The organism is Microbispora catharanthi, assembly GCF_006334915.2.
GTDB classification, from domain to species: domain Bacteria; phylum Actinomycetota; class Actinomycetes; order Streptosporangiales; family Streptosporangiaceae; genus Microbispora; species Microbispora catharanthi.
Genome location: NZ_VDMA02000002.1, coordinates 507,756 through 527,960 on the forward strand (window position 1 = coordinate 507,756; position 20,205 = coordinate 527,960).

The 20,205-nt window shown below is 72.6% G+C and carries 19 protein-coding genes; 8 read left to right on the forward strand and 11 right to left on the reverse strand.

Annotated features, from left to right (window positions below):
- Positions 1 to 17: 17 nt before the first annotated feature.
- A complete protein-coding gene (locus FH610_RS05500; RefSeq protein ID WP_139573141.1) occupies positions 18 to 983 on the reverse strand; it encodes a hypothetical protein in 966 nt (321 codons plus the stop codon).
- 16 nt (positions 984 to 999) lie between these two features.
- On the opposite strand from FH610_RS05500, the gene FH610_RS05505 reads away from it, so the two are divergent.
- A complete protein-coding gene (locus FH610_RS05505) occupies positions 1,000 to 1,548 on the forward strand; it encodes a YciI family protein (RefSeq protein ID WP_139573142.1) in 549 nt (182 codons plus the stop codon).
- 71 nt (positions 1,549 to 1,619) lie between these two features.
- On the opposite strand, the gene FH610_RS05510 is transcribed toward FH610_RS05505, so the two are convergent.
- Positions 1,620 to 2,696 (reverse strand): GNAT family N-acetyltransferase, encoded by a 1,077-nt coding sequence (locus FH610_RS05510; RefSeq protein WP_139573143.1) that lies wholly within the window; start codon positions 2,694 to 2,696, stop codon positions 1,620 to 1,622.
- Positions 2,697 to 2,892: 196 nt separating this feature from the next.
- On the opposite strand from FH610_RS05510, the gene FH610_RS05515 reads away from it, so the two are divergent.
- Both FH610_RS05515 and FH610_RS05520 read left to right on the forward strand, forming a co-directional pair.
- Complete coding sequence (locus tag FH610_RS05515) at positions 2,893 to 4,308, forward strand: NAD(P)/FAD-dependent oxidoreductase (RefSeq protein ID WP_139573144.1); 1,416 nt, start codon at positions 2,893 to 2,895, stop codon at positions 4,306 to 4,308.
- Positions 4,309 to 4,318: 10 nt separating this feature from the next.
- Positions 4,319 to 5,923 carry an amidohydrolase gene (locus FH610_RS05520; RefSeq protein ID WP_139573145.1) on the forward strand — a complete coding sequence of 535 codons (1,605 nt, stop codon included), beginning with the start codon at positions 4,319 to 4,321 and terminating at the stop codon, positions 5,921 to 5,923.
- A 101-nt stretch (positions 5,924 to 6,024) separates the two neighbouring features.
- On the opposite strand, the gene FH610_RS05525 is transcribed toward FH610_RS05520, so the two are convergent.
- Positions 6,025 to 6,918, reverse strand: coding sequence for an MBL fold metallo-hydrolase (locus FH610_RS05525; RefSeq protein WP_139573146.1), 894 nt, complete (start codon positions 6,916 to 6,918; stop codon positions 6,025 to 6,027).
- 116 nt (positions 6,919 to 7,034) lie between these two features.
- On the opposite strand from FH610_RS05525, the gene FH610_RS05530 reads away from it, so the two are divergent.
- The 5 genes from FH610_RS05530 to FH610_RS05550 all read left to right on the forward strand — a co-directional run bounded on the left by FH610_RS05530 (position 7,035) and on the right by FH610_RS05550 (position 12,831).
- A complete protein-coding gene (locus FH610_RS05530) occupies positions 7,035 to 7,922 on the forward strand; it encodes a LysR family transcriptional regulator (RefSeq protein WP_139573147.1) in 888 nt (295 codons plus the stop codon).
- Between the two features lie 117 nt (positions 7,923 to 8,039).
- A complete protein-coding gene (locus FH610_RS05535; RefSeq protein WP_139573148.1) occupies positions 8,040 to 9,692 on the forward strand; it encodes a serine/threonine-protein kinase in 1,653 nt (550 codons plus the stop codon).
- Positions 9,693 to 9,799: 107 nt separating this feature from the next.
- A complete protein-coding gene (locus FH610_RS05540) occupies positions 9,800 to 10,534 on the forward strand; it encodes a response regulator transcription factor (RefSeq protein WP_161627924.1) in 735 nt (244 codons plus the stop codon).
- The gene (locus FH610_RS05545) at positions 10,527 to 12,239 is read left to right on the forward strand and encodes a hypothetical protein (protein WP_139573150.1); all 1,713 of its coding nucleotides are present in this window, start codon (positions 10,527 to 10,529) and stop codon (positions 12,237 to 12,239) included. Before FH610_RS05540 ends, FH610_RS05545 begins: the two co-directional genes overlap by 8 nt.
- Before the next feature lie 97 nt (positions 12,240 to 12,336).
- Complete coding sequence (locus tag FH610_RS05550; protein ID WP_139573151.1) at positions 12,337 to 12,831, forward strand: hypothetical protein; 495 nt, start codon at positions 12,337 to 12,339, stop codon at positions 12,829 to 12,831.
- A gap of 87 nt (positions 12,832 to 12,918) precedes the next feature.
- Here FH610_RS05550 and FH610_RS05555 read toward each other — a convergent pair whose 3' ends face one another.
- The 8 genes from FH610_RS05555 to rapZ all read right to left on the reverse strand — a co-directional run bounded on the left by FH610_RS05555 (position 12,919) and on the right by rapZ (position 20,061).
- On the reverse strand, positions 12,919 to 13,266 hold the full coding sequence (locus FH610_RS05555; RefSeq protein WP_139573152.1) for an RNA polymerase-binding protein RbpA: 348 nt from the start codon (positions 13,264 to 13,266) through the stop codon (positions 12,919 to 12,921).
- A 75-nt stretch (positions 13,267 to 13,341) separates the two neighbouring features.
- Entirely contained in the window at positions 13,342 to 13,572 is a 231-nt protein-coding gene (secG, locus tag FH610_RS05560; RefSeq protein ID WP_030507323.1) for a preprotein translocase subunit SecG, read from the reverse strand.
- Positions 13,573 to 13,696: 124 nt separating this feature from the next.
- Positions 13,697 to 14,476, reverse strand: a complete 780-nt coding sequence (gene tpiA / locus FH610_RS44220; RefSeq protein WP_139573153.1) for a triose-phosphate isomerase — start codon at positions 14,474 to 14,476, stop codon at positions 13,697 to 13,699.
- Positions 14,477 to 15,664 (reverse strand): phosphoglycerate kinase, encoded by a 1,188-nt coding sequence (locus tag FH610_RS44225; protein WP_139573154.1) that lies wholly within the window; start codon positions 15,662 to 15,664, stop codon positions 14,477 to 14,479.
- Entirely contained in the window at positions 15,664 to 16,668 is a 1,005-nt protein-coding gene (gene gap, locus FH610_RS05575; RefSeq protein WP_139573155.1) for a type I glyceraldehyde-3-phosphate dehydrogenase, read from the reverse strand. The genes FH610_RS44225 and gap overlap by 1 nt, the downstream gene beginning before the upstream one ends.
- A gap of 297 nt (positions 16,669 to 16,965) precedes the next feature.
- Complete coding sequence (gene whiA / locus FH610_RS05580; RefSeq protein WP_139573156.1) at positions 16,966 to 17,946, reverse strand: DNA-binding protein WhiA; 981 nt, start codon at positions 17,944 to 17,946, stop codon at positions 16,966 to 16,968.
- A gap of 63 nt (positions 17,947 to 18,009) precedes the next feature.
- Positions 18,010 to 18,969: a gluconeogenesis factor YvcK family protein gene (locus FH610_RS05585; RefSeq protein WP_139573252.1), complete on the reverse strand. Its 960-nt coding sequence runs from the start codon at positions 18,967 to 18,969 to the stop codon at positions 18,010 to 18,012.
- 222 nt (positions 18,970 to 19,191) lie between these two features.
- Complete coding sequence (gene rapZ / locus FH610_RS05590) at positions 19,192 to 20,061, reverse strand: RNase adapter RapZ (RefSeq protein WP_079319418.1); 870 nt, start codon at positions 20,059 to 20,061, stop codon at positions 19,192 to 19,194.
- Positions 20,062 to 20,205 lie beyond the last annotated feature (144 nt).

Genomic DNA, 20,205 nt, shown 5'->3' on the forward strand with positions numbered 1-20,205 from the left:
CCTTGAGTGCCGCGCCATCATTCGTCGGCGGATCGTGCCCCGTCGAGGGTGGCGCGGGCCTGCTCGGCACGCTGGCGGGCGGATCGGGCGGCGCGTTCGGCGTTCGTCTCCTCCCGGCGGGCGACCTCCAGCCGGTGTTCGGCCGCGTTCAGCTTGTCCTTGGCCTTGGCCAGCCTGGCCGTGAGCGTCTCGACCTTGGCCGCGCGCCGGTCGTGCTCGCGTACGGCCTCGGCCCGCTCGGCCTCCCAGTCGGCGCGGCCGCGCTCCGCCTCCTGCGCGGCCTGCTCGGCCTCGGCGAGGGCGTTTTCGAGGTTCTCGATCCGGCGACGGCGTTCGGCTTCCCGGCGCTCGGTTTCGCGCCGTTCGCGCTCCCGCCGCTCCTCGTCGCCGGCGTGGCGCTCGGCCTCGGGTTCGGCCTTCGGCGTGGGCTTCGTGCGTGCTGCGGGTTCGGGGGCGGGCCGTACGACAGGGGCGGGGGTGAAGCCGCTGTAGCTCAGGGGGCGGGTCAGCTGCCCCAGGCGCACCTGCTCGGCCGCCTCCTCGTCCACCACGGCGGCGTCGAGGGTCTGCTCGATCTCCAGGTCGGCCGCCGGGGCGAGCGGATGCCCGGCCTCCTCCGCCGCCTCGCGTACGGACCGCACGAGACGGGCGACGAGCGGGGTCCGTTCGCGGCCCGCCTCGGCCAGGGCGTCGGCGTCCTGGCCCCGCCAGGCCTCCCGCAGCCGCCGGCCGAGGTCGAGCAGCCGGCCGAGCTCCGGGCTCCGTTCGCGGGCCGTCCGGTTGACGGCCCAGGCCACGACGGTGGGCTTGCGCAGCGCCTTGATCCGCTTGGCCAGCGCGGCGTCACCGGCCGCCTTCGCCTCCTTGGCCAGCGCGTCGCGGGCCGAGGTGAACTCCTCGGGCACCATGCCGTAGAGCCGGTCGGCCGCCTCGTCGAAGTCCACAGACCACGTGTACCCGAGTTCCTCCTGGTGTTCCAGCATGGTAGGTAGTCTCCGCATGGAGTTCTTCTGTTATCACCGCGATCGGCCCGGCTCGGGGGCGCTGCGCGACGAGCTGCTGGAAGAGCACTGGTCCTACATGGACCGGTACGACGCGGAGATGATCGCCCGTGGCCCGACCTTCGACCGCGTCACCGGCATCGCCACAGGCAGCGTGCACATCGTCGACTTGCCGGATCCCGCCACGGCGCGTGCGTTCGCCTTCGACGAGCCCAACTACCAGGCCGGTGTGTATCGGGACGTGATGGTACGGCGATGGCGCGACGTGCTGGGGCGCACCATGTGGGACTTCCCCGGCGGCAGGGACGGCGGCAACCGATATCTGGTGCTGGGTCTGGGGTCCGGGGAGGCCGTCGACCTCGTCCCACCGCCCGAACGGGACGAGCTGATCGCGTATGGGCCGCTGCTGTCCGACGACGGCGCCACCTGGCTGGGTACGGCGGTGCTGGTCCGGGCACCGGACCCGGACGCGGCACGGGCCGTCCTGACCCGAGACCGGTACGCCGGCATCGAGGTGCATGATTGGCAGTTCGGCGGGCGGCGGTGACGCACCGCGGCGACCCGTCCTGGTCCGGTGCCCTGAGCTACACCGGACCAGGAGGATCACCCGTGAGGACGTCAGCTCGGGGATGCCGTCGCCATCACGCCCACGGCGATCCGCGCCTCCATCACACCGGGATCCTCGGTGTGGGTGAGCGTCGCGCCGAGGGAGCCGAGCAGCCTGCGCATGCGCGTGTTGTCGTACAGAAGGGTCGCCCGCACCTCGGCGAAGCCGAGGTCCCTGGCCTGGGCGAGAAGCATCCGGGCCAGCCGGCCGCCGAGGCCCCGGCCCTGCCAGCGGTCCTCCACGAGAAGGGCGATCTCCGCGATGCCGGGATCCGCGGAGAACATCAGCGACGCGAGCGCGACCACCTGGCCGTCGCGCCCCGCGACGAGCGACTGGCCGCGGGCCCGGTCGCACAGCCGGTCGAACATGTGCGGCGGCAGGGTGGGGTTGGCGGTGAAGTAGCGGAACCTGCGCGTCTCGGGTGAGCAGCGCTCGTGCAGGTCGCGCAGCGCCTCGCGATAGAGCGAGGTCAGCGGCTTGACCTGCACCTCCGCGCCGTCGGCGAGCCGCACCGGCCCCTCGGCCGCGGACGGTTCCGCCGGCGGCTGCGCCAGCCTCACCATCGCGGCGGCGCGGGCCGCCTCGGTCAGGGTGAACGGGAGCCCGGAGCGGCGCAGCCGGATCGACCGCCGCGGCGCCACGGGCACCACGAGCAGGGTCGGGTCGGGCAGCTCGAGAGCCTCCCCATCGTCGCGCTCGCCGTCCTCGGTCCGCGAGCGTGCGGCGGTCGCGCCGTACACCCAGCGGGCGTCGTCGGCGCGCAGCAGCTCGCCCAGGATCTCCGGCAGGCGCCAGGGAGCCGAGCGCAGCCGGGCGGCGAGCAGCAGCGTACGCGTCGGCTCGTCGGTCAGTTCGTGCGCGGTGGCGGGCACGATCCGCACCCGCCTCCCGCCCGCGGCCTCCAGCGCCTCGCGTACGGCCTCGGGGGAGGCGGGGATGTCCGTGACGAACTCGTCGACCGTGCCGTCCGTGTCGGGCTGCACCGAGAGGCCGAGGATGTTGCCGCCCTTGTCGGCCAGGGCGGTCGCCAGCGACGCCAGCCGCCCGGGCCGCTCGTCCACGGTCGTACGGATCCGGAAGAACCCCATCGCTACCCGCTCCCTCCGTTGCGCTGGTCTTCAGCGTGCCGGAGGCCTGTTACACGTTTGCTACACGGCGGTGAGCCGATCGTTTCCTTTCGATGGAGGACGTTACGACTACGGTTATCCGCATGTGTCTCCACGGATCTCCACGACATCCGTCGCCGAATAGCGAGATGAGCACGGATATAGCAGGATGTGCCCCATGACCGCTCCCCTGTCCCCCGGTTTCGTCAACGGTGAGGTGTCCTTCTGGTACCGGTCACTGGGGGTGCCCGCGCCCGGAGAGCCGCTCGGCGGCGACCTGCAGGCCGACGTGGCCGTGGTCGGCGCGGGCTACACCGGGCTGTGGACCGCCTACTACCTGAAGAAGGCCGACCCGTCGCTGCGGGTCGTCGTGCTGGAGAAGGAGTTCGCCGGGTTCGGCGCGTCGGGACGCAACGGCGGCTGGCTGACCGGCGCGCTGGCCGGCTCACCGGAGCGGTACGCCAAGACCCACGGACGGGAGGGGGCCCGGCGGCTGCAGCGCGCGATGTTCGAGGCCGTCGACGAGGTCATCCGCGTCGCCCGCGAGGAGGGCGTCGACGCGGACATCGTCAAGGGCGGCCTGCTCACCGTCGCCCGCGGCCCCGCGCAGGACCTGCGGCTGCGCGAGGAGCTGACGGGCCAGCGCGCCTGGGGCTGGGACGTCGACGACGTCCGGCTGCTGACAACCGACGAGATGAACGACCGGCTGCGCGTCGCGGACGCCACCGGGGCCACCTGGAGCCCGCACTGCGCCAGGATCCAGCCGGCCAAGCTCGTCCGCGGCCTGGCGCGGGCCGTACGGGACCTGGGTGTAGAGATCTACGAGCGGACCCCGGTGACCGCGATCACGCCGGGCCGGACGACACACCCGGCAGCGGCGGTCACGCCGTACGGGACCGTGCGGGCGGACCACGTGCTGCGCTGCACAGAGGGGTTCACCGCCACCATCACCGGTCACCATCGCGACTGGCTGCCCATGAACAGCTCCATGGTCGTCACCGAGCCGCTGCCCGAGCGGGTCTGGGCGGAGATCGGCTGGCAGGGCCGCGAGCTGCTCGGCGACATGGCGCACTACTACATGTACGCCCAGCGGACGGCCGACGACCGCATCGCCTTCGGCGGGCGCGGCAGGCCCTACCTCTACGGGTCGAGGATCGACGAGCGGGGGCACACGCACGACTGGACCGTGGACGCCCTGTGGGACCTGCTGGTCGCGTTCTTCCCCGCCGTCGCCGGGTCGCGGGTGGAGCACGCCTGGTCGGGCGTGCTCGGCGTGCCGCGCGACTGGTGCTCGGCCGTCCACGTGGACCCCGCGACCGGCCTCGGCTGGGCGGGCGGCTACACGGGCCACGGCGTGACCACCACCAACCTGGCCGGGCGCACGCTGTGCGACCTGGTGCTGCGCCGCGACACCGACCTGACCCGGATGCCGTGGGTGGACCGGCGAGTGCGCGCCTGGGAGCCCGAGCCGCTGCGGTGGCTCGGCGTCCACTCGATGTACCGTCTCTACCGCCTGGCCGACGCCCGCGAGAGCAGGGGTATGACCAGGACGTCCGTACTGGCCAGGATCGCCGACAAGATCACCGGGCACTGAAAGGCTTCACGTGAGTTCCTCCCTCCTGTTCCGCGGCGGCCGCGTCTTCGTCCCCGGCGGGTTCGCCGAGGCGGTCCTCGTCCGCGACGGCGTCATCGCCGCCGTCGGCGCCGAGTCCGACCTGGTACGGCTGGCGCCGGACGCCGAGCCGGTGGACCTCGGCGGCGGCCTGCTGACGCCGGGGTTCACCGACGCCCACATCCACCCGGTGCAGGCCGGGCTGGAGCGGGCCAAGTGCGACCTGTCCGAGGTGTACGGGCTCGACGCCTACACGGCGGAGATCGGCGGCTATGCCGGGAGAAATCCGGACAAGGCGTGGATCGACGGTGGCGGCTGGGACATGTCGGCCTTCCCCGGCGGCCTCCCCCACCGGTCCCAGCTCGACTTCCTCGACCGCCCGGCGTACTTCGTGCAGCGCGACCACCACGCCGCCTGGGTCAACACGCGGGCTCTGGAGCTCGCCGGCATCACGAAGGACACCCCCGACCCCGCGGACGGCCGCATCGAGCGCGACCCGGACGGCACGCCGAGCGGCGTGCTGCACGAGGGGGCCATGGACCTCGTCGGCCTGCTCACCCCGCGCCCGACCCCGGCCGACGTCGACGCCGCCCTGATGGACGCGCAGGCCCATCTGTTCTCGCTGGGCATCACCGGCTGGCAGGACGCCATCGTCGGGTCGTACGCCGGGTCGGACGACCAGCTGCCCGCCTACATCTCCGCGGCCTCCTCCGGGCGGCTGAAGGCGCGCGTGGTCGGCGCCCTGTGGTGGGACCGCGCGCAGGGCGCGGAGCAGATCCCGAGCCTGGTCGAGCGGCGCGCGACGGCCGAGGGCCTGGACCGGTTCCGGGCGACCTCGGTCAAGATCATGCAGGACGGCATCCCGGAGAACTTCACCGCCGCCGTCATCGAGCCCTACTGCCGCTGCGGCGGCACCGGCCTGTCGTACATCGACCCCGCGCTGCTCGGCGGGTATGTCAAGGAGCTCGACGCCCTGGGCTTCCAGGTGCACTTCCACGCCATCGGCGAGCGGGCCGTGCGCGAGGCGCTCGACGCGCTGACCGGCACCGACCCCGCCAACCGGCACCACATCGCGCACGTGCAGATCATCACGCCGCAGGACGTGCCGCGCTTCGCCGAGCTCGGTGTGACGGCCAACCTGCAGGCGCTGTGGGCCACCCACCACCTGCAGATGGACGAGCTGTGCATCCCCTACCTCGGCGAGGAGCGCGCCTCCTGGCAATACCCCTTCGCCGACCTCGTACGGCACGGCACCCGCTTCGCCGGAGGCTCGGACTGGCCGGTCTCCTCGGCCAAGCCCCTGGAGGCCATGCACGTGGCGGTCAACCGCACCGAGCCGGGCGGCTCCGTCCACGCGACCTACCCCACCGCCCAGACCCCGTTCCTGCCGGAGCAGAGCCTCGACCTGCGGACCATCATGACGGCCTACACCGAGGGCTCGGCCTGGATCAACCGCTCCCCCGCCGGGGTGATCGAGGAGGGCCGCCCGGCCGACCTCGTCGTGCTCGACCGCGACCCCTTCGCCCTCGACTCGAAGGACATCTGGACGACCGAGGTCGTCATGACGTTCCTCGACGGCGAACAGGTGCACGGCTGACCAGGACGGTGCTTCGGGGGCACGCGACCGGATCCGGGCGGTGGTGCCGGCCTACGAACGCGGCCTGTGACGCGCTCCCCGCGCAGGCGCCGCCGCGCGCATCACGCGGGGTGCTCGGCGCACAGGCAGCCGACGCCCTTCTCGATCCATTCCCGGCCGGCCCACTCCGGGTGCCGCTCGATCATGAGCGCCCCGACCTCCTCGACGATCGTCCGCTCGCTCACGGCCGAGTCCCGGCGCGCCCAGGTCTCGTCGCGCAGCAGCTCGAGGTAGTCGCGGACGTCGGCGAGCAGCCGCGGGCCGCCGACGTCGCCGTGGCCGGGCACCACCACCCGCGGCGACGCGTCGGCGAGCCGCCGCATCACGCTGATCCAGCGGATGCCGGACACGTCGGTGTCGTGTGGCGGGAACCACGGGAAGATGGCGAACTGCCCGGCCTCCACGAGATCGCCGGTGAACATCACCCCGGCGTCGGGGACCGTGATCACCTGATCGCCCCTGCTGTGCGCCCGGCCCGCGGCCCGCAGCCGCACCACCCGGCCGCCCAGGTCGAGGTCGTACGCGTCGTCGTAGACGACGTCCGGGGTGGCGATCTCGACACCCTCCAGCTGCCGGGCGACCGGTTCGCCGAGTCCCCTGAACATGTCGAGGTAGGCGGCGCCCTTCGTGGCCAGGTCCTCGGCCTGCGCCCGGTTGACCAGGAACGTCGCCTCCCCGGCGAACGCCTGCGCCCCGAACGCGTGCTCCGGGTGGAAGTGCGTCGTGGTCAGGTACAGCCTGCGGCCCGCCGCGTACTCCGCCGCGAACGCGAGCACGGTCTCGGCGTTTCGCGGGCCCATTCCGGTCTCGACGACCAGCACGGAGTGCGCGCCGCCGATGACGCCGATGTTGGGCACCAGCTGCACCCGGCGGTTGGGGATCACCACCAGGTCGCGGGCGAGCTCCCGCACCTCCTCGATCCGCACGACGGGCTCGGGCAGCATGTGTTCGGACATCGCATCCAATCCTTGGAGAGCCTGGCAACAGGGCCGCTCCAGTCCATTACGGGATGCTCCGGCGCGTCCAACACCGCTTGCGCACGCCCGATACCGTGCCGGTATCGTCGCCGGTGATGGACCTACGCTCGCTGCGCTACTTCGTGGCGGTCGCCGAGGAGCGCCACTTCGGGCGGGCCGCCGCGCGCCTGCACATGACCCAGCCGCCGCTGAGCCGCGCCGTACGGCATCTGGAGGCCGATCTCGGCGCCCTCCTGCTGCATCGGTCGCCCTCCGGCGTCACGCTGACCGCCGCCGGCGCCGCGCTCTACGACGAGGCGCGCGCGCTGCTGGAGCAGGCCGAGCGGGTGCGCGCCCGGGTCGCCGCCGCGGCCGGCGCCGCCACCCTCACCATCGGCACTCTCGCGGACAGCGCCGAGCAGGCCGGTGCCCGGCTCGCCGCGGCCTTCCGCCGGCGTCACCCGGGAGTCCAGGTCCGCGTCCGTGAAGCCGACTTCACCGACCCGACCACGGGCCTTCGGGCCGGCCTCGTCGACGTCGCCCTCACCAGGGAGCCGTTCGACGACACCGGGATCACCACCCGCCTGCTGCGCTCCGACCCCATGGGGGCGGTCCTGCGGGCCGACGATCCGCTCGCCCGCCGCGAGACCCTGCGGCTGAGCGATCTCGCCGACCGCCCGTGGTTCCGGCTGCCCGACGGCACCGATCCCGTCTGGCGCGCCTACTGGAACGCCACCACGCCCGGCGGCGGACTCAGGGACGGCCCGGTGGTGCGCACGGTCCACGAGTGCCTGCAGGCCGTTCTGTGGAACGGCACGGTCGGGCTGGCGCCGACGGCCCACGCGCTGCCCGAGGGGCTCACGTCGGTGCCGCTGGCCGACATGCCGCCCAGCCGCCTCGTCCTGGCCTGGAACAGCGCCGACGCGAACCCGCTGATCCGCTCGTTCACCCGCATCGCCGCGGCCGTGTACCGCGCCCCGAGCCGGGAGTCGGCGCATACGTGACGGCCCTTCGGCCGCCCTCCCCTACGAGTCCGGGTGCGTGATCCGTAGCACCGGACCGCGCATCCGGGCGGCGTATCTTCCCCGGGAGGACCACCCCTCCTTCACCGGAGCCGCCCGATGCCGTCCGTACCGCCAGAGCCGTCGCCCTCACCGGTCTTCCAGCCGCTGGGCGACGACGACCCGCGAATCGTGGGCGGATACCGGCTCCGGGCCAGGCTGGGCGCGGGCGGCATGGGGAGCGTGTACCTGTCCGCGACCCCCGGCGGCAAGCCCATCGCGGTCAAGGTGGTGCGCCGCGAGCTCACCGAGGACCCCGAGTTCCGCCGGAGGTTTCACCAGGAGGTGGCCGCGGCCCGGCGCATCCACGGCCTGTTCACCGCCCAGGTGCTCGACGCCGGCCCGGACGACCCGCTGCCCTGGCTGGCCACGGCCTACGTGCCCGGGCCCTCGCTCCAGCAGGCCGTCTCCCGGCTCGGCGCGCTGCCGCCGCGCACGGTGCTGCTGATCGCGGCCGGGATCGCCGAGGCCCTGCAGGCGATCCACGCGGCGGGGGTGGTGCACCGCGACCTCAAACCCTCCAACGTGCTGCTCGCGGCGGACGGCCCGCGGGTGATCGACTTCGGCATCGCCAGGGCCGCCGACGCGAGCGGCCTGACCGCCGCCGGGTTCCGTATCGGGTCCCCCGCCTTCATGGCGCCGGAACAGGCCCTCGGCGCGACCTGTGAGGCCCGGACCGACGTCTTCGCGCTGGGCGTCCTCCTCGCCTACGCGGTGAGCGGACGGTCGCCCTTCGGAGGCGGTCCCGATCCCGTGGTGCTGTACCGCATCGTGCACGAGCCGCCCGACCTGTCCGGCTGCCCGGACGGGATGCGGGGCATGCTGGCCCGCTGCCTGGACAAGGACCCCGGCAGGCGTCCGCTGCCACGGGAGGTGCTCGCGACCGTACGGGACCTGCTGGGCGGCGACGTGGTGTTCGGCGAGGGCTGGCTGCCCCGTGTGCTCGACGCCGAGCTGACCCACCGGGCGCGGTTGCCGGAGACGCCGACGCCCGCCCCGCTCCGGCCTGCCGCCCCCACCGTTCCCGCCACGCCCTCCGGCTCCGCGTACGGCAACGGGAACGCGCGGGGCGTGAGCCGCAGGACGCTGGCGCTGTCCGTCTCCGGAACGGCCGTGCTGGCCGCCGTGACGGCGCTCGTCGTCGTCCGGCCGCAGGACCTGCCCACCGGGAGCGGCGCGTCCTCCCCTCCGGTCACGGCGGCCGGCTCGTCCGTCCCTCAGCCGCGGACGCCGCTCCCCACTCCCCCCACTCCCATGGTCTCCCCGTCCTCCGTGCCGGCCGCGCCCCGGTACGACATCGTCTACCGGGACCGCCCGATCACGCTTCCCCCGATCAAGGAGGAGGGCCAGTGGGTGCCCTCCCCGTACGCGATCGGCGACCTGGAGATCGACCTGACCGGCGGCAAGGCCGTACGAGCCTTCAGCGGGGGCTGGAGCCTGGGCTACGGGCTGGGGGACGACCGCCGCGCGTTCTTCAGCAAGGCGTCGGACACGACCGCGGCCGTCGTCAAGGGCGAGGCGTCGCCCGACGCCTGCGACCAGGCCATCGACGAGCGGCCGGTGACCGACCTGCCTTTCGGCAGCGTGCCTGCCGGCCGGACGATCTGCCTGCGCGACGACTCCGAGGGCGATCTGGCGGCGGTCTCGGTCAAGCGCGCCGACCGGGCCACCGGCGGCGTCTCGGTCCGGGTGTCGGCCTGGCACAAGAACTGACCACTCCCGCCGGGACCGCGTTCATGATCCGGGAGCTTCACGGGCATACTTGACCAACCCGATCTTGACCGGTGATGATTGCGTGCATCCGTCCCCCCGGGGGTGACGTGAACGGGACCGAGCACGCGCCGCACACCGGAATCCGGCTGGTCGTCGTGGACGACGACGACATCAGCCGTGCCGGGATCACGGCCATCCTCTCAGCGGTCGAGGAGCTTGAGATCGTCGCCTCGCTCGACCATCCCGCCGCGACCGCGTGGGGCGAGCAGTGGCGTGGCGTCGACGTCGTCCTGGTGGACGCCGCGGACGAGCGCAGGAACGACGACCAGTTCCCCGGCGTCTCCGTCGTCGAGTCCGTACGCCGCCACCGCGACCGGCGCGAGACCCGCGTCATCGTCTTGACCGGGCATTTCTTCGACGGCGCCGTGCGGCGCCGGGTCCGCGAGGCCGGGGCCGACTTCTTCTACCACCGCAGCGAGCTGGCCGACGCCGCCGCCCTGCGGGCCGCCGTGCTGCGCCGGGCCGGCCGGCCGGTGCCCGAACCGGAGGACCCCGAGGAGGAGATCCGCCTCGGCGTCTCGCCGCACAGCCGGGTCAACGCCGCCGTCGCGCACGCGCTGGCCGAGAGCCTGCCAGAACGGCTGGCCGAGCGGGCCAATCCCCGGTCCCGCGCCTGGGAACGGCTGCGCCGGGAGTTCAACCGGCACGCCCGCCTCCAGACGATGACGTCCGACGGCCGGCTGCCCGACCGGACGCAGGACACGCCGTCGCTGCCGCAGATCTCCCGATTCCTGACATGGGCGACCAAGGTGAAGACCCGGCGGCCCCCGCCAGATGGCTGAGCCGCTGCCCCCCATCGGCGAGGTGGCGGCCGGCTCGGTCCCGTACGGCCTGCGGCGCGTGTACCTCAACATCCGGCTGGCCTGCCGGGTCGCCTGCGTGATGATGACCATCGCCATGGGCACGCTGCCGCCCGCCGTCGCCTGCGCGGCCGGAGCCGCGTGCTGCGCCTACGACCTGCTGGCCTTCCGCTTCTTCCGCCGGGGCGGCCGGATCCGGCTGCGCTACCGCCTCGCCCTGGACTCGGCCGACGTCGCCGCCTGGGCCCTGGCGCTCGGCCGTCCCCTGGACGCCCCCTCACTCCTCGCCGCGCCGCTCGCCGCCGAGACGGTGATCGAACGCGGGGCCGCCGGCGTGCTCGTGCCGCTGGTCGTGGGCGGCGTGACGTCCCTCGCGTTGCGTCTCGGGAGCCGTCCCGAGTCGGTCGCCCCTTTCGTCTGGCCCGCGTTCGGCCTCGTCCAGGGGCTGCTGCTCGCCCGCTACCTGCAACGACGGGTGCACCGGCGGCTCCGCACCGCCGCCGCCGAGCGGGAGGCCGCCTACAGTCAGGCCGTGCTCGCCGGGCGCAACAGCGTCGCCGTGGGGGCCGACACGATCGTGGACGTGCTGACCCGCACCTGGCCGCTGCTCGCCGTGCCCGGCCGGTCGGCGGGCTCCCCGCTGTCCGCCTGGCGGCGCCGCCTCGCCGAGGAGACGGCGGACCACGCCGAATACCTGCGTACGGCGTTGCTCCGCTGGGAACAGCGCCACAACGCGTCCAGCCCCGACCTCTCCCGGGACGTCGAGTTCCCGCCCGCGGCGGACGGCGGCCTCCTGCTGTCGCCCCCGCAGGTGGCCGCGCTCGGCGCCGCCCTGGACGCCCTGGGACTGTCCGGCCGGGTGGAGGTGGCGGTGACGCGGGCGTCCCCGCTGGGCGGGGAGCAGACCCTGCGGGTGGCCGGGCGGCGCGTGGTCCTGCCCGCCGACGGGCGGCCCTCCGTGCCGCCGCTGGATCTCGGCCCGCCCATCATCGCCATCGGAGGCGCGGGCTCGCTCGTGCACTCCTGGCCCGACATGGACGGCGTGCCGCTCGCCGCGACCGTCCCCCTGGCCCTGCTCGCGTGGTGCCTGGCCTGCTGGGCGCACGTTCTGGTCGCCCGGCGCGGGACCGCCGCGCACGGCGCCGTGCTCGCGGCGGCGCTCGGCTACGGCGCCCTGGACGCGGCGGTCTCCACCACACTGCTCGGCAACGTCAGCGCCGGAGGGCTCACCCGGCTGCCCTTCCTGCACTTCCTGCTCTGGACCGGCCCCCTGGCGGCCATGTACCTGCGAGACCTCACCCCTCGCCGTCGCGCGGGCGCGGTGGCGTTCCTCCTCCTCGTGGTGTGCGGGTGCGCCTGGCTGCTGCCGCACGTCGTCTCCCTCGCCGACCTGTCGGCCCTCGTGTGGCCGCTCGCCCTGACCGCCGGCGCGTCCGGGTTGCGCGACCTGCTCGACCACGACACCCGCGCCTTCGCGGACTCCGTCGTACGCGCTCACGACGCGGCCGCCGCCGCGGGCTTCGCCACCGGCCGGGACGACGTGCTGCGACTGGTCGAGGACGCGGTCAACGAGGCGTCGGAACGCGTCGCGGTGCATCGCGACGTGCTCGACCCCGCCTTCGTCCCCGAGATCGAACGCCGCCTCGCCCTGGTCAACGAGCGGCTTGTCGCCATTCGATGCGGCTGATGTTCCCATCGGGCCGGTGCGCGATCCGGCCCCGCGAATCGCGCAGGACGTGCGGTTACCGTCGAGAAAACCCTCTTCACGGCAGGGGATTCCTCTCATGCGCGGATTCATCGCACTCACGGCGGCGACGACGGCCGTCGCAGCCCTCGCGCTCATTCCCGTGAGCGCCGCCGAAGCCACGACGACCACCTTCCAGAGCCTTCGGTCCTACCGGTCCGTGGTCAGCGCCACCTCGGGCTGGCAGAGCACCGGGGTGAACGTGCGGCGGGGCGACCGTTACAGCGTCGAGTACCTGCGCGGCTCCTGGACGGTCGACGCCGCCAGGTTCGACCGGGTGGACGCCGACGGCTACGACTGGGACACCGACGCCCGCATCTACCAGGGCTGCAAGATCCTCGACGACGAGACGTACGGAACCCTCCTCGCCAAGACGGGGCGCTCGCTCACGGCCGTGGGAGGCTACGGCAGACTGCGGGCGGGCGGCTCCGGGCCACTGCGGCTGCGGATCAACGACGCCGACGGGTGTCTCGGTGACAACGCCGGCCGGATCACGGTCGTGATCCGTGTCTGGAGCGATCACTACTGGGGCTGAACCGCCGCCGGGCATGACGAGGCCCCCGATCCGGGCGGGATCGGGGGCCTGTGCCGTACCGGAATCAGCGGCGGAGCCGCGTCACCTCTAGTAGATCGGGCGGGAGGAGGAGCGCAGCCGCTCCAGCGCCTCGGCGAGAATCTGCGCGCCGTCCTTGTCGCTACGGCGCTCCTTCACGTACGCGAGGTGCGTCTTGTACGGCTCGTTCTTCGGCGGAGCAGGCGGGTTCGACTGGTCCTGCCCGGCCGGCAGCCCGCACCGCGGGCAGTCCCAGAACTCGGGGACGGCCGCGTCACTGGCGAAGCTCGGGCGCGTCTCGTGCATGTTCGCGCACCAGAACGGGACCCGCACACGGGGGGCGGCCTCGCCGCGTTCGGCCTCTCCCATGGGGCCGGCGCCGACTCGGCTGCCACGGATCGCGTTGCCACTACCCACCGATGAACTCCTTGCTCGATCGCCCCGCGGACGGGGGGAGGTGAATCTCTGTCACGCGTGGCCGGAGGCCGTCCGCTACGGCTTGAGCAGGAAGCCCAGCGCGATGATGCAGACGAACCAGACGATGCCGGTGATGATGGTGAGACGGTCCAGGTTACGCTCCACCACCGACGAACCGCCGAAGGAGGACGAGAACCCGCCTCCGAACAGGTCGGACAGGCCGCCGCCCTTGCCCTTGTGGAGCAGGACGAGCAGCACCATCAGAGCGCTCGACAGGATGAGGGCGATGGAGATTCCGATTGTCACCGTAGACCTGTTCCTATGTCCGGGCGTGCACGACGCGTTGTGCACGATGCCATCGGCGTGACGATTCAATTGTGTTCTTTGAGGGTACGACCTGGTGTCAAGTCGCACCCCCCAAACGGCTCAGCTAGCCGGCGGTCTCGCCAAATCGGCAGATCTTGGCGAATTCTCCCGCGTCGAGGCTGGCCCCTCCCACGAGGGCGCCGTCGATGTCGGCCTCCGCCATGATGCCGGCGACGTTGTCCGACTTCACCGAGCCACCGTAAAGGATACGGACAACAGAGGCCACATCATCACCGTAAAGCTCGGCGAGTCGCGTCCTGATGGCGCCGCACACCTCCTGGGCGTCCTTCGGCGTGGCGACCTCGCCGGTGCCGATCGCCCAAACCGGCTCGTACGCGATCACGATGGACTTCGCCTGCTCGGCGGGCACGCCCTCCAGCGCACCGTCGAGCTGCGCCAGCGTGTGCTCGACGTGGCGGCCCTCCTGGCGCACCGGCAGCCCCTCGCCCACGCACAGGATGGGCGTCAGCGAGTGCCGGTAGGCGGCCTTGACCTTGGCGTTGCACAGCGCCTCGTCCTCGCCGTGGTACTGCCGCCGCTCCGAGTGCCCCACCAGCACGTACGTGCAGCCGAGCTTGCCCAGCATGACCCCGGAGATCTCCCCGGTGTACGCCCCGGAGTCCTGCGCCGACAGGTCCTGGGCGCCGTAGGCGATGCGGAGCTTGTCGGCGTCCACGAGCGTCTGCACGCTGCGCAGGTCGGTGAACGGCGGGATGACCGCGACGTCCGCCTTGTCGTAGTCGCGGTCGGTCAACGTGAACGCCAGCTTCTGCACCAGGTTGATGGCCTCGAGGTGGTTGAGGTTCATCTTCCAGTTGCCGGCGAACAGCGGCTTGCGGGCCATCTACTCCTCCAGCGCCGCGAGTCCGGGCAGCGTCTTGCCTTCGAGGTACTCGAGGCTCGCGCCGCCACCGGTGGAAATGTGCGAGAAGCCGTCCTCGGGCAGGCCGAGCCTGCGCACGGCCGCCGCCGAGTCGCCGCCGCCGACCACGGTGAACGCCTTGGAGTTCACCAGCGCCTCGGCCACCGCGCGGGTGCCGCCGGAGAACGCGTCGAACTCGAACACGCCCATCGGGCCGTTCCAGAACACGGTCTGGGCGTCGGCCAGCTTCGAGGCGAACAGCTCCCGGGTGCGGGGGCCGATGTCGAGGCCCTCGCGGTCGGCCGGGATCGCGGTGGCGTCCACGACGTCGTGCGGCGCGTCGGCGCCGAACTCCGTGGCGGCCAGCACGTCCACCGGCAGCACCAGCTCGACCCCGCGGGAGGCCGCCTCGTCGAGGAAGCCCTTGACCTGGTCGATCTGGTCTTCCTGCAGCAGCGACTTGCCCACCTCGTGGCCCTGGGCCTTGAGGAACGTGTAGGCCATGCCGCCGCCGATGAGCAGGCGGTCCACCTTGGACAGCAGGTTCGCGATCACGCCGAGCTTGTCGGAGACCTTCGCGCCGCCCAGCACGACGACGTACGGCCTGGCCGGGTCCTCGGTGAGCTTGCGCAGCACCTCGACCTCGGCGAGGATCAGGTCGCCCGCCGCGTGCGGCAGCCGCTTGGGCAGGTCGTAGACGCTGGCGTGCTTGCGGTGCACCGCGCCGAAGCCGTCGCCGACGTAGAGCTCGGCGAGGGCGGCCAACTTGCCGGCGAACTCGCCCCTGACCGCGTCGTCCTTGGACTCCTCGCCCGGCTCGAAGCGCAGGTTCTCCAGGAGAGCGACCTGCCCGTCCTGCAGGCTCGCCACCACGCTCTGCGCGGACTCGCCGACCACGTCGGCGGCGAACGCCACGTCCTCGCCGAGCAGCTCGGCCAGCCGCCGGGAAACCGGGGCGAGCGAGTACTTCGGCGTGACGGAGCCCTTGGGGCGGCCGAGGTGGGCGGCGACGACGACCTTCGCGCCGCGCTCGATCAGCTTCTTGATCGTCGGCACCGACGCCCGGATGCGACCGTCGTCGGTGATCGTCTCCCCGTCGAGGGGGACGTTGAGGTCGGCGCGCACGAACACGCGCCGGCCCTTCACGTCGAGCTCGTCGATTCCGATCATCAGAGGGAGGCGCCCACGTACTCGATGAGGTCCACGAGACGGTTGGAGTAGCCCCACTCGTTGTCGTACCAGCCGACGACCTTCACCTGGTTGCCGATGACCTTGGTGAGGCCGGCGTCGAAGATGCAGGACGACGGGTCGGTGACGATGTCGCTGGAGACGATCTCGTCCTCGGTGTAGCTGAGGTAGCCCTTGAGCGCGCCCTCGGCGGCGGCCTTCAGCGCGGCGTTGACCTCCTCGACGGTGGTCTCGCGGCCGACCTCGACCGTGAGGTCGGTGGCCGAGCCCGTCGGGATCGGCACGCGCAGCGCGTAGCCGTCGAGCTTGCCCTTCAGCTCCGGCAGGACCAGGCCGATGGCCTTGGCGGCGCCGGTGGAGGTCGGGACGATGTTCAGCGCGGCGGCGCGGGCGCGGCGCAGGTCCTTGTGCGGGCCGTCCTGCAGGTTCTGGTCCTGCGTGTAGGCGTGGATGGTGGTCATCAGGCCCTTCTCGATACCGAAGGTGTCGTTGATGACCTTGGCCATCGGGGCCAGGCAGTTGGTGGTGCAGGAGGCGTTGGAGATGATCGTGTGAGCGGCCGGGTCGTACTTCTCGTGGTTCACGCCCATGACGATCGTCACGTCTTCGTTCTTCGCCGGGGCGGAGATGATGACCTTCTTCGCGCCGTTGTCGGCGTGCACCTTGGCCTTGGTGGCGTCGGTGAACAGACCGGTCGACTCGACGACGACGTCCACGCCGAGGTCGCCCCAGGGCAGCTTGGCGGGGTCGCGCTCGGCGAACGCCTTGATCGCCTTGCCGTCAACGGTGATCTCGTCCGCCGAGGCCTTGACCTCGTACGGCAGGCGGCCCAGGATGCTGTCGTACTTCAGCAGGTGGGCCAGCGTGGCGTTGTCGGTGAGGTCGTTGACGGCGACGATCTCAATGTCCTTGCCGCTGGCCGCCACAGCGCGCCAGAAGTTGCGGCCGATACGGCCGAAGCCGTTGACGCCTACGCGGATGCTCACGGATCCGATCTCCCTCGTACGTCGTGCGCCGGGTACCGGCGCCAGGGCTGTGTTAAACCTCAATGACAGACCTTATCGGACCCAAATTGGTGTAGACCACCGGGCCGTGCTTTGACGGCGTGTCAGGCCGGACGAGCCGGTGAGCGGGCCCTTCCCGCACGACGGCGACCCCGCCACACCCGGTCCACCGGGCCCTCGCCCAGGCGCCCGCCGCCGCGTCCTCGGGCGGCTGAAAGGTGGCGCGGCGCGCACGCCGCACCCGGTGCGCCGGGCCGGGACGGAGCCGGGAAGGCGTCGCTACTGCACGAGCATGTCCGCGGTGAGGTTGGCCTCGGTGTTGGCGATGCCGAGATCCTGGGCGCGCTTGTCGGCCATCGCGAGCAGCCGCCGGATGCGCCCGGCGATGGCGTCCTTGGTCAGCGGCGGGTCGGCGATCTGGCCGAGCTCCTCCAGGGACGCCTGCTTGTGCTCGACCCGCAGCCGGCCGGCGATCACCAGGTGCTCGGGGGCGTCGTCGCCGAGGATCTCCAGTGCCCGCTGCACCCTCGCGCCGGCGGCGACGGCCGCCCTGGCCGACCTGCGCAGGTTGGCGTCGTCGAAGTTGGCCAGGCGGTTGGCGGTGGCCCGCACCTCGCGGCGCATCCGCCGCTCCTCCCAGGCCAGCACGCTGTCGTGGGCGCCTAGCCGGGTCAGCAGCGCGCTGATCGCGTCGCCGTCGCGCACGACCACGCGATCGACGCCGCGCACCTCGCGCGCCTTGGCGTGGATCTTGAGCCGCCGGGCCGAGCCGACCAGGGCCAGCGCCGCCTCCGGCCCGGGGCAGGTCACCTCCAGCGACATCGACCGGCCGGGCTCGGTCAGCGAGCCGTGCGCGAGGAACGCGCCCCGCCAGGCCGCCTCGGCGTCGCAGGTGGCCCCGGAGACGACCTGCCGTGGCAGCCCGCGCACGGGACGCCCGTGGTTGTCGATCAGGCCGGTCTGCCGGGCCAGCGCCTCGCCGTCCTTGTAGACGCGCACGACGTAGCGCGAGCCCTTGCGCAGCCCCGCGGGGGCCAGGACCAGCACCTCGGCCTTGTGGCCGAAGACCTCGCCGATGTCCTTGATCAGCCTGCGGGCGGTGGCGTTGGTGTCGAGCTCGGCCTCGATCACGATGCGCCCGCCCACCAGGTGCAGCCCGCTGGCGAACCGCAGCAGCGTCGAGACCTCCGCCTTGCGGCAGCAGGGCTTGAGCACCGGAAGGCGGCTCAGCTCGTCTTTCACCACACCCGTCATGGCCATCAGCTCGTGTCCTCCCCCAGACAGACTCTGCCCGTCAGTCTCTCGCACCTGGCGGACACGCAATCACCGCTTCTCACGGAAAATCTCATCCAGGACAGCGGCAAGACGTGGTCCGTCGTGCCGTGCAGATCCGTCAGAGGCGGCCACATCGGCCAAAACGACCCGGCCGCCCATCGACCAGGCCGCCTTCTCCAGCGCCCTCGGGTCGGCGACCACACCGCCGTCGGCGATGACCGCGTCGACGACCAGTGCGGGGGCGTGCTCACCGAGCACCTCCAGGTGCCGTTCCGGCGAGAAGCCGTCGGTCTCCCCCGCCTGCGGCGCGAGGTTGAGGATCACCAGCCGCCTCGCGCTCGTCTCGTGCAGCGCCCGGGCGAGTCCGGGCACCTTCAGGTGCGGCAGCACGCTGGTGAACCAGGAGCCCGGCCCGAACACCACCCAGTCGGCCGCCTCGATCGCCTCGATCGCCTGGGGGCAGGCGGGCGGGTCGGACGGCACCAGCGAGATGGAGCGCACCCGCCCGGGCGTCAGCGCGCAGGCGACCTGCCCGCGCACCGTCGTGACCGTCCCGTCCAGCTCGACCTCCGCCTGGATGTCGAGCGGCACGGAGGCCATGGGCAGCACCCGGCCGTGCGCGCCGAGCAGCCGGCCCACCCATTCCAGGCCCACGACGGGATCTTCCAGCAGCTCCCAGAGCGCGACGATGAGGAGGTTGCCGACGGCGTGGCCGTGCAGTTCGCCCTCGCTTCTGAAACGGTGCTGGACGACTTCGCTCCAGGTCTGGCCCCACTCGTCGTCGCCGCACAGGGCCGCGAGCGCCATCCGCAGGTCACCGGGCGGGAGAACCCCCAGCTCGCGCCTGAGACGCCCACTGGAGCCGCCGTCGTCGGCCACCGTCACCACGGCCGTCAGGTCGTCCGTGACGGTCCTGAGGGCCGACAGGGAGGCGTACAGGCCGTGGCCGCCGCCGAGCGCGACGACCTTGGGACCGCTCGCGGCGGTGGCGGGGTGCGGGGAAAGCATCGGTCTGCCGGGGGTGGGGGACTTCCGGGGATGATCGGGGACGGAGGGGTCCGCGGGTTTTTCCGGGGCGGGGTCCTTCATCGTCCTCCTCGCCTCGCCACGAGCACCGCTCTGCGGAGCCGTGGCGCTCATGTCGTGCCGATCGGCCCGGCCCCGGCGCCTGCCGGGGCTCGCCGTACGAGGTTCCGCCCGCGGGCCCGCCGGCGGACCGGGCGGGGGCCGTCACTCGCGGCCCGTGTCCCGGTGGCTGACCTGGACGTCCATGCCGCGCTCGCGCAGGCGGGCGCCGAGCTGCTCGGCCATCGCGACGCTGCGGTGCTTGCCTCCGGTGCAGCCCACGGCGAGGGTCGCGTAGCCCTTGCCCTCGCGCGTGTATCCGGCGGCCACGACGCCGAAGACCTCCTCGTAGCCGTCGAGGAACTCCTTGGCCCCGGGCTGGCTGAGCACGTAGTCGCGCACGGGGGCGTCGAGCCCGTTCATGGGCCGCAGTTCCGGCACCCAGTGGGGGTTGGGCAGGAACCGGCAGTCCACGACGAGGTCGGCGTCGACCGGCAGGCCGTACTTGTAGCCGAAGGACACCACGTTGACCTTCAGCCCCGGGCGGTCCTCGCCGCCGAAGAACGACACGATCTTCTTCCGGAGCTCGTGGACGTTCAGCAGGGACGTGTCGATGACGAGGTCGGCGTTGGCGCGGACCTCGCGCAGGATGCCGCGCTCGCGATCGATCCCGTCGACGAGCCGCCCGTCACCCTGGAGAGGGTGGGGACGCCGGACGTTCTCGAACCTGCGGACCAGCTCCTCGTCGCTCGCCTCCAGGAACACCACTCGGACGCCGACGCCGCGCCCGTCGAGTTCCTCGATCGCCGCGTTCAGGTCGGTGGTGAAGGCGAGGCTGCGCACGTCGACCACGGCCGCGACGCGGTCGGTCGCCATGTTCACCCGGCCCGCCTCCTCGGCGAGCGAGGACAGCAGCCCCGGCGGCAGATTGTCGATCACGAACCAGCCGAGGTCCTCCAGAGCCTTCGCGGCGGTGCTGCGCCCCGCCCCCGACATTCCGGTGATCACCACGAATGCCGGCTCAGTCGTGCTCATCGCCCGCTCACCGCCTTGCCGCCCATGTCAGCTCGCCCAACGTCAGCCCCGTCCACCGTCCGCCCACGCCGGGATGGCCTGGCCCGCCCGCAGGGGACCGGGCCCCCTCCCCACGGGAGGGACCTCTGGTGCCGGAGCATGACA